Raw genomic sequence first — 9266 nt, forward strand, 5'->3', positions numbered from 1 at the left:
TTAAAGAAAAAGCATCAGACTACTATTTAGCAGCCTAATGCCTTTCCCTATTATTTAATTTTTAATTGACTTTTATCAACACCATTTGACAAAGAGCCCAAATTTTTTACCAAAGTTAGCTGGTGCAATATGTTGGATAGCCGGATAGATAGGCCACATGCCTGTTCCAATAATTAGAAAACCGATTACTGCTAAGTAGTATTGAGATGATGGAATAAGCACTAATAAAATTCAAATGGCTTCTGTGATTAAACCAATTCGAATGAGCTTTTTATCAGATAAGCGGTGAGAGATAAAACCAGCAATTAGTCGTCCTAACATCAAACCACCAAAAAGCAAAGAACCAAATGATGCAATGAGCTCCGAATTAATATTTCTTTTAGTACCGGCAAAATAGCTAGATGTCCATAAAAAATAAGTGGCTTCACCTGCATAGTAAGAAAAGAAGGTGAATAAAGTAAAAATCACGCCAGGTACCTTCAATGAGGACATGATGCCGACTGATTCAGAGGTTTCACTGTCTACATTAGCTTTCTCGTTAACTTTCCATAGTGGCAGAGAAATGATACAAACGAATAAGATAAATCCTTGTAATATTGCAGTCCATAGGTAACCCGCATGCCGATTAGCTTTGAGTAAAGCAAATGCCATGATATTTGGACTTATTATGGCTCCTACACCATAGAAACAATGCAAGAAGTTCATGACCCGTGGAGAATAATTACTTGCAACGTAATAATTTAGGGCGGCATCAATTGATTCGGTACCTAGACCATAAGGCATTGCCCAAACAAGTAATTGCTAATATTGGTTGACAGAAGAAAACCCTAATAGACCACATACAGTTAAAGCGATTGAAATAATGACAATCCACTTGACGGCCATTTTTTTGATTAAATGTGGACTGAATAAAGATGAAATTACAGTCATTAAAGAAATAGTCATTGAAATATAGCCGGCATAAGAGCTCGGTACATTTAAACTTGATTGCATTGCTGGCCAACCGGCCCAAGTAACGAATCAGGTAGTCCCAGACTAATAAAGGCTAAATAGATGACGGCTAATAATAAAGATCCCAATGTTGTTTCCTTTCGTAAAAAGTATCTCAATATACTTTTTATTCTAGTTTTTCTTTATTAATTATAGCATTAAGGGATAAAATCCAAGAGTCAATTGAAAGTAAAAAAGACAGCAGATTTTTTGAACTGTTGTCTTTTTAGATGTTTAATTATCAAAAGTTTCTGTGAAGCTATCGCCATCAACAAGCATTCTTTTGGCGTTTACCGCATACCAGTAAGGCATGACTTCCACGCCATCTTCTGTTTCTGGCTCGCAGTCGGCCATTTCTAAGACATTTTCGAGATCTTGTTTGTTAATTTGCGGATATAGTTTCAACAGGGCATCTTTAGTCATACCAGTTTGCTTAAAGCCACTATCCTTATAGTTTTCTTTGAAGATGTCTTTAAAGTCGTTTAAATCGTAACGCGGCTTAAAATCGTCATCGAAGTACTTGATTTCGATGTTTTCGATTTCCATGAAAGCTCCTAGTTGGTTAGCTAAATGTGGCAACTTATTGGCGATTTGCTCAATAGTGTAGCCATCTTCTGTAGTGGTTTTAGCGTTGTCATGTTGCTTGAGCCAGGCCTCTCTGACATCGTGGATGTCGTCGCGAGTATTGATAGTGTCTTTTACCTTTTGAATAAGATCGTTGTGATGCTTAACAGCTTTTTGCCATTCCAAGCGGTTGGAGTACATTTGGCGGTAACTAACAGGGAAGGGATGGTTGATCGTATTAAAAATGAAGTTAAGTTTATCGGTTGAGTATGAATCTAGTTCATTTTCTTTCCAAATTAATTCGTAATATGAGCTCATGATAGTCCTTTCTATATTTTTATTTATTCAATAGCTTTAATTATTTTTTTGTTCTTATCAATCACATTTTGAGCTTCTATAACTGATTGTTCAATCTCTTGAATATGATTATTTTGCATTTGTTTATCAGAAAAGAACTTTGGATTGTTTTTGTAGAATGATTCCAGTTTGTGATAATAATCAATTAATTTATTTTGAAAATCTATATCATTCTTGTAGAAGGTAATGAGTAATTTCCCATGATTCCAATTAGGAAAATCTTCATCTAAGCAAATAGGAAAGTTGTCCGCTTGATGCATTTCCCATAGATCACTATAGAAGTCTGTAACTTGATTTGCTTCTTTTGATAAGAAGTATCTGTCATCTTCTTGAACAAGCCAACCTTTATCAATAAATTTTTGAGTTACTTTTGGTACATTCAAATTGTAGGTAAAGATAAAATATTTAGGGATTTTAGCGGTGGTAAGTCTACCTTTTTTGATTTTGCCCCACTAAATTAATAGAAGTAATTCACGCAAACTGAAATCTGTATTTGTATCATATTTGTCGGTGTACTTAGGATAATCAAATGATCTACCAAATTGTTTATCATAATCTGGTTGGCTTTCTTGCACTTTACGGTATTTGGTCCAAACTTTCGATTGCTCATCTTCATATTTTTTCCAAGCTGCTGCATTTTTCTCATTAAAAGGTGTAGGAGGTATTGACGCATATTTATTGTCTTCTGAGCCTTGCCTTGATTTCTCATCCGAATTTTCAGAATGGAGTTGAGAAGTGCCAATTAGTAATTTAATTCTCTCAGCTAATTCGTTATTTTGTTTAGATAATTTGGTATTTATTTTTTTGTAGTCGTAAATTTTAATTAACAACCAGATAATTATTGCAATTAAAATTAGTAATATTATTGCCATTTTGATCCTCTTTATGATGATACTAGGTTGTTTTTAATTTATCCGAAATGTTAACCTTTTAAAACTATTATATCTTAAGTATAGTAGAGAAGATAAAAGTCGAGAGATAATAAAAACTCATAATGGAATTTCTTCCAATATGAGTTTTTTGTTAAATATTCAATTGTCTTACTTTTCTAGACTATCTCTTGCTCCTTGAAGCGACCGTATACCTTTTCAACTTCACTTACGCTCATGAAAGCGTATGGGTCAGCTTTTTGAACAATTTGACGAATGTCATACATATCGTAGCGGTCGATAATAGTGATCAAAACCGTCTTTTCAATGTGACTGTAGGCACCTTCAGCATCGTGCAAAATGGTAATTCCACGGTGCATTCTGTTTTGAATACCATCAATGATGTGTTGGGGATGCTGAGTTACGATCATAACCTGCATCTTCTTATGCTGCGTGTAAACAGCATCGATTACACGGCCGTTAATAAAGATGGTTAAAGCAGAGTATAAAGCTCTTGTCCAGCCAAACATGAAACCAGCTGCAGCAATAATGATCAAGTTAATAAAGATATTAAACTTACCGTAGCTAATACCAGTCTTTTGACGAATAACGATCCCTATGATGTCCAGCCCACCGGTTGAAATTCCGTTCTTAAGTGCAAAACCAGTACCAATACCGTTAATTGTCGCACCGAAGATCGCACAGACAACAGGATCAAGAGCCATATGCAATGGTTGAATGACATGCATCATGATTGATCCTAGGACAACTGCCACAATCGTAAAGAACGTGAATTTATGTCCGATCTTAACCCAAGCCAAGATAAACAATGGAAAGTTTAAGACGAAGTACATGATTGAGGTGGACAGCGTGAATGGTAAGTATCGTTCACTGACAGTGTTAATTAACTGCGCAAAACCTGTGATTCCGGATGAGTACATGTGTCCTGGCGTCCAGAAGAAGTTTAACGCAACCGCCACAGCAATTGAGTAAAAGAGGGACGCTGATAACTTAGACAAGAAGTTATAGCGCCTGTTGAATTTATCTAATTGATCCATATAGCGTCAATCCTTAGTTTAAATACAAACTATATTTATTGTTTTTAGCATACTAAGTTTAACAAAAATAAGGGCAGGGACCAACCAATAAAATTATTTATCCCAATGCTTTTTAATAAAATCAGCACGGCCACCGGCTTCTTCTAATGCATATCTTTCAGGATTCTTTTTATAGAAACCTTGATGGTAGTCTTCAGCAGGGTAAAAAGGTTTGGCTTCTTCGATTTGAGTCACGATTGGCTTATCAAATCTACCGCTTTCAGCAAGTTCTTGTTTAGACTTTTCAGCGGCTTCTTTTTGTGCTTCAGAATTGTAAAAAATGACAGGACGATAATTATCGCCACGATCTTGGAATTGGCCCATTGCATCGGTAGGATCAGTTACTTGCCAATAGTAATTTAAAAGTTCTTCATAAGAAATCTTGCTTGGATCATAAGTGATTTCGACTGCTTCTGTATGACCGGTTTTGCCGCTGCAAACTTCTTCGTAGGTAGGATTAGCCACATGACCACCGCTATAGCCAGAAACGACCTTTTCTACGCCATCTACGGTGTCGAAAGGTTCCACCATGCACCAAAAACAACCGCCAGCAAAGATGGCCGTGTCTGAATGTTTATTCATATTATTCTCCCTTTCTAATTTAAATACCATTTAATAATCTTAATTGTTTTTAATTATATGACAAAAGAGAAAGAATCACCAAAATTTTTGATGATTCTTTTACTTAATTATTTCTTGTTAATGTACTTCTTAGTGGTCTTAGTCAAACCTAAGTGAAGGTGAGAGCCAGTTAATTTACCGATCTTTTGGCCAGTTTTGACGTAAATGTCGCTCTTGTTATTAAAGCCTTCTTGATAAATTTCTACATATTTATCTGGACTGATAATCCAAATGAACCAGCCTAAGCCGCTATTATAAGCAACTTTCTTAACTGTACCTTCATGAATAGCGTAAACAGGTGAGTAGCCAACTTCTGAGTGACCGAAGTCCCACCCATCGTGGAAGTATGAAGGTGGGTTAACAGAACGCATATAATCAGTCATCCCGAAAGTTTGCGCTTTGGACATTTTGTCACAAGCCTTGAATGGGTAAGTCCATTTGTATGTATTTTTTTCTGGTTCAGTAGTTGTTGTTGTAGTATTGCTGTCAACTGCAGCATCAGCTGCAACTACAGTTGATACATTTAAATTTGAACCTAATAACACTGCGCCTAATAAAGTGATTAATTGTTTTTTAAATCTCATCTATATTAAATCAGGATGTACCTGAATATCTCCTTTCTTTATGTGACCAGAATTATTGTAAGCGTAGTAGTTTTACGTAACCGTTACAAAACTGTTTCTACTTACCAAAATATAGAAAAACAGGACTGAATACTTTTCAGTCCTGTTTAAAAGAAAATTTTATTACTTAGCGTAGTCATCAATACCTAAGTGTTCAAGAATCAATGCGGCAGTTTCCTCGATTGAACGGTGAGCTACATTGATTACGTAACAGCCTAACTTCTTGTATAAAGCTTGAGCTGATTCAAGTTCCTTGTTGATTGAATCCATGCTTGAGTAGCTAGTGTCTGGGTTTAAGCCGTATGAAATCATTCTTTGACGTCTGATTTCATTCAATACAGATGGATCGTTGGTTAAACCAATAATCTTCTTAGGATCAATCTCGTAAATTTCCTTTGGAATATGAGTTTCTGGAACAAGTGGTAAGTTAGCAACCTTCAAGTTCTTGTTAGCTAAGAACAATGAAAGTGGAGTCTTAGAAGTTCTAGATACACCAAGTAAAACTACGTCAGCTTCCAAGAAGCCCTTAGGGTCTTTACCATCGTCGTACATTACGGCAAATTCCATTGCGGATATTCTGTCGAAGTACTTTTGGTTCAAACTGTGTTGAGCACCGATCTTCTGATCAGGAGTCATGTGAGTAGTCTGTTGGATAGCTTCAACTACAGGTGAGAAGATGTCTACGCATTGAATATTGTGTTCACGTGCAAACTTGATAACAGGCATTTGCATTTCATCTTTTACTAAACTGTAGATGATTACAAGATTTGGATATTTTTCAATTTCTTGTAAAACTTCATCCAATTTCTTTTCATTAGTAATAAATGGGTAACGACGATAATTAATTTTAGCCTTTGGAAATTCAGCAGCAGCCGCAGTAGCGTTGCTAAATGCGGTGTCACCAGCAGCATCGGAAATAATGATAATGTTTAATTCATTTGGGTCTTTTGTATCTGCCATATTAGCACCTCTTTCTGTTCATAATTATACTATTAATGAAAGCGGATTAACAACCGAATTCTGAGGATTAACTTTTTTAAAAAATATTTGAAAATTATGTTGACCCTTAAGATTTGTTTGGTATAATTTAAGTAAATGTATGGCGTAACGCCAAGAAATGGAAGGAGGGATCACACATGGCTAAGACAATCGTTCACGAAAACGAGTCTATTGATGATGCTCTTCGTCGTTTCAAGCGTTCCGTTTCAAGAAGTGGTACCTTACAAGAATACCGCAAGCGCGAATTCTACGAAAAACCAAGTGTTCGTAGAAAATTGAAGTCAGAAGCTGCACGCAAGCGTAGACATTATTAATAATCTGAAGAGCTCACCCGGGAATGGGTGAGCTTTTTGTTTTCCCAAAATTGATTAACGCAGCACTGAAATAATTAATATTTCAGTGCTGCGTTTTTTATTTGTTGCATCAATGACTATATATAGACATTTATCAGACTGATACTACTATATCTTGTAGGTAAAAGCGAATAACTTTAAAAAGTCAAGTCTTAAGTTAAAGACGAGGAAAAGAAGACCTACAAGAAGATCTTAAAGGGTGTAAATCTCACTATGCATACAGGTGAAATTCACGCCATTATGGGACCAAACGGTACAGGTAAATCAACTTTATCTGAAACAATCATGGGCAATACTAAATATCGTGTTACTGAGGGTAAGACTTTACTTAATGGAATATGCAGTTGAGCTTAATCGCTTGATTAGTTTCCAAATGGAAGGAGCCATTGGCTAATGTATGAAGATAGTCTTTCATCAAAAGAAAAAGAAGTCTTTGAAGCTTTAAAAAATGTGATTGATCCCGAATTGGGCGTGAGTTTGGTTGATTTAGGGTTGATTTATTCAGTTGAAGTTGATGATCAAAATGTTTGTCATATTAATTGGACTTTGACTACGATGGGCTGTCCTATTATTGAACTATTGCAAGATATGATTAAGAAGGCGGCACTACAAGTTGATGGAGTAAAAGACTGCGAAGCTAAATTAGTCTACTATCCCCAATGGACACCGAAGATGATGAGTCAAGTTGCAAGGCTTACTCTAGGTATTCATCTTTAAGGTGACTAGAGATGAAAAAATATCACCTTTTAAAATATGCTAACGGAAAATCATTGGCTAAAATCAACGAATCAGTTTAAGTGCCTAAAAATAAAGGATTTTGGCGTAGCCTATACAGGCCCTGGAGCTTTAGTTGCAGTAGGATATATGGATCCAGGTAATTGGGCTACTTCAATTAATGGTAGTCAAAGCTTCCAGTTTTTACTAATTTCGACTATTTTATTATCGAGTTTAATGGCGATGCTCCTGCAAAACTTGTCAACTAAATTGGGGATCGTAACACAATTTGATTTAGCCCAAGCTATTAGACTGCATACTGATAAGTTTTTAAGCGTGATTCTATGGATAATTGCAGAACTTGCAATTATGGTAACAGATGTTACTGAAGTAATTGGCGCTGCGATTGCTTTAAATTTATTATTCAAAATACCGCTGATCTTAGCTACTCTTATTACTATTTTAGATGTACTGTTTCTTTTATTTCTAGGCAAGATTGGCTTTAGAAAAATTGAAATATTAGTGTCGTGTTTGATTTTCGTTATTCTTTTTATCTTTGCGTATGAAGTGATTCTAGCTAGACCTAATTGGATAAATATCGGTAGTAGTTGGAGGTATTTCACCATTATCAGGAAGCTTAGGAATTATTGGCGCAACAGTTATGCCTCATAATTTTTATCTTCATTCTGGTATTTGTCAGGTTAGGAAAATTAACTCTCGTAATCAAGAAGAAATTCGTCAAGCGGTCAAGTATACTGAGACTGATTCCAATATTCAATTAACAATTGCATTTATTATTAACTCGCTTTTGCTGATAATGGGAGCCGCGGTTTTTAAGAGTGGGGCTGTTCGAGACGGTTCGTTCTTTGGCTTGTATGACGCGCTTAATAATACGGTAATGTTGAGTAATCCAATATTAATAAATGTTGCAAAGACTGGAGCTGTATCGACTTTGTTTGCAATTGCGCTCCTAGCTTCAGGTCAGAACCCAACGATTACTGGAACTTTGACAGGTCAGTTAGTGATGGAAGGCTTTATTCATTTGAAAATGCCAATGTGGGCTAGACGATTGATCACTCGCTTGTTTTCGGTGATTCCAGTAATCATATGTGTAGGATTAACTGCAAATGATTCAATTGCAAAACAACATTTTGTCTTGAATATGTTGATGGAAAATTCACAGGTATTTTTAGCCTTTGCCGTACCATTTACAATAATTCCATTATTAATTTTGACTAATAATAAAAAATTAATGGGTGAATTTGCTAATAGTTACGTGGTATCGGTACTGGGGTGGAACTCCTTGTTAATATTGATTTTTTTGAATCTGTATAATTTACCAGAGACTTTTGTGACATTTAATTTTTGCAATCCAGATTTAGCAAAAGTAGTAGCCTATTTAATGAAAAACGCCCGAAAATCCCCGTATTTTAATGCGGGGATGGATAGGGCTTGCCGTCTCTAACGGCATTGTAGATCTGGTCATTAATGTACTTTTCTACTACTTCTTTAGACATATTCCCTACCGTGCCAAAGTAATAGCTGGGTGACCATAAATGTCCGCCCCACATCTTGTTTTGCTTAATTTCGGGATGATTCTTGAAGAATAAAAAAGCACTTCTTCCTTTGAGTGCTTTGACTACGCTTGAACCTGATTTTGATGGTCTAAAGCTGATAAGCAAATGAATATGTTCAGGCATTACCTCCATTTTTTCAATTTTGATTTGATTATCTTCAGCTATTTGCTTGAGCAGGTCTCGCATTTCTTGAGCCAGGTCTTGGTTAGTAAAGATTTGATTGCGGTATTTAGTACACCAAATTAGATGATAGTGTGCATTATAGACGTAGTGTTTTTCATAGCCTGCGTCTTTTATTTTGTCTCTCTTATTATTCATAGTCTAATATCCTTTCGTCTACTATGTATCTATTTACTGTTGATTATAAGATATACATAGGCTATAATCAAATTACAATAATACAAGGAGGTGAAATACATGAAAAGAATGAGCAGTTTAGCCTATCATTTTGGCGTTAAGCTTCGCTTTTATCCTAGTTCTAAGCAAAAGAAAATCATTAAAC

General features: G+C 35.6%; 10 protein-coding genes and 3 pseudogenes. 4 read left to right on the forward strand and 9 right to left on the reverse strand.

Annotation, left to right across the window (positions count from 1 at the left end):
* Positions 1-231: 231 nt before the first annotated feature.
* From WS44_RS10105 to WS44_RS08100, 8 genes and pseudogenes are all read right to left on the reverse strand, one after another.
* Positions 232-786 (reverse strand): annotated as a pseudogene (locus tag WS44_RS10105) (MFS transporter); the annotation flags it as partial.
* A gap of 438 nt (positions 787-1224) precedes the next feature.
* Positions 1225-1872: a hypothetical protein gene (locus WS44_RS08070; RefSeq protein WP_014565915.1), complete on the reverse strand. Its 648-nt coding sequence runs from the start codon at positions 1870-1872 to the stop codon at positions 1225-1227.
* Between the two features lie 23 nt (positions 1873-1895).
* Positions 1896-2294: a hypothetical protein gene (locus WS44_RS08075; protein ID WP_046433978.1), complete on the reverse strand. Its 399-nt coding sequence runs from the start codon at positions 2292-2294 to the stop codon at positions 1896-1898.
* 69 nt (positions 2295-2363) lie between these two features.
* Entirely contained in the window at positions 2364-2783 is a 420-nt protein-coding gene (locus tag WS44_RS08080) for a hypothetical protein (protein WP_013438088.1), read from the reverse strand.
* A gap of 176 nt (positions 2784-2959) precedes the next feature.
* On the reverse strand, positions 2960-3838 hold the full coding sequence (locus tag WS44_RS08085; protein ID WP_046433980.1) for a YitT family protein: 879 nt from the start codon (positions 3836-3838) through the stop codon (positions 2960-2962).
* Between the two features lie 93 nt (positions 3839-3931).
* Complete coding sequence (msrA, locus tag WS44_RS08090) at positions 3932-4459, reverse strand: peptide-methionine (S)-S-oxide reductase MsrA (protein WP_013438086.1); 528 nt, start codon at positions 4457-4459, stop codon at positions 3932-3934.
* Positions 4460-4566: 107 nt separating this feature from the next.
* Positions 4567-5082, reverse strand: coding sequence for a M23 family metallopeptidase (locus WS44_RS08095; RefSeq protein WP_046433981.1), 516 nt, complete (start codon positions 5080-5082; stop codon positions 4567-4569).
* Between the two features lie 162 nt (positions 5083-5244).
* Complete coding sequence (locus tag WS44_RS08100) at positions 5245-6081, reverse strand: pyruvate, water dikinase regulatory protein (protein ID WP_013438084.1); 837 nt, start codon at positions 6079-6081, stop codon at positions 5245-5247.
* Between the two features lie 176 nt (positions 6082-6257).
* Here WS44_RS08100 and rpsU point away from each other — a divergent pair, with 176 nt between their 5' ends.
* The 4 genes and pseudogenes from rpsU (at position 6258) to WS44_RS08115 (ending at position 8652) form a co-directional block, all read left to right on the forward strand.
* Positions 6258-6434: a 30S ribosomal protein S21 gene (gene rpsU, locus WS44_RS08105; protein WP_002880182.1), complete on the forward strand. Its 177-nt coding sequence runs from the start codon at positions 6258-6260 to the stop codon at positions 6432-6434.
* Between the two features lie 195 nt (positions 6435-6629).
* Positions 6630-6809: pseudogene (locus WS44_RS10110) on the forward strand (ATP-binding cassette domain-containing protein); the annotation flags it as partial.
* 57 nt (positions 6810-6866) lie between these two features.
* Positions 6867-7190, forward strand: coding sequence for a metal-sulfur cluster assembly factor (locus WS44_RS08110; protein WP_013438082.1), 324 nt, complete (start codon positions 6867-6869; stop codon positions 7188-7190).
* An 80-nt stretch (positions 7191-7270) separates the two neighbouring features.
* Positions 7271-8652: pseudogene (locus WS44_RS08115) on the forward strand (Nramp family divalent metal transporter).
* On the opposite strand, the gene tnpA reads toward WS44_RS08115, so the two are convergent.
* Entirely contained in the window at positions 8618-9082 is a 465-nt protein-coding gene (gene tnpA / locus WS44_RS08120; protein WP_013641431.1) for an IS200/IS605 family transposase, read from the reverse strand. The pseudogene WS44_RS08115 and the gene tnpA sit on opposite strands and share 35 nt — an antisense overlap.
* Positions 9083-9266: the final 184 nt, after the last annotated feature.

The sequence above is a fragment of the Lactobacillus sp. N54.MGS-719 genome (genome assembly GCF_000980505.1).
Lineage (GTDB): Bacteria > Bacillota > Bacilli > Lactobacillales > Lactobacillaceae > Lactobacillus > Lactobacillus amylovorus.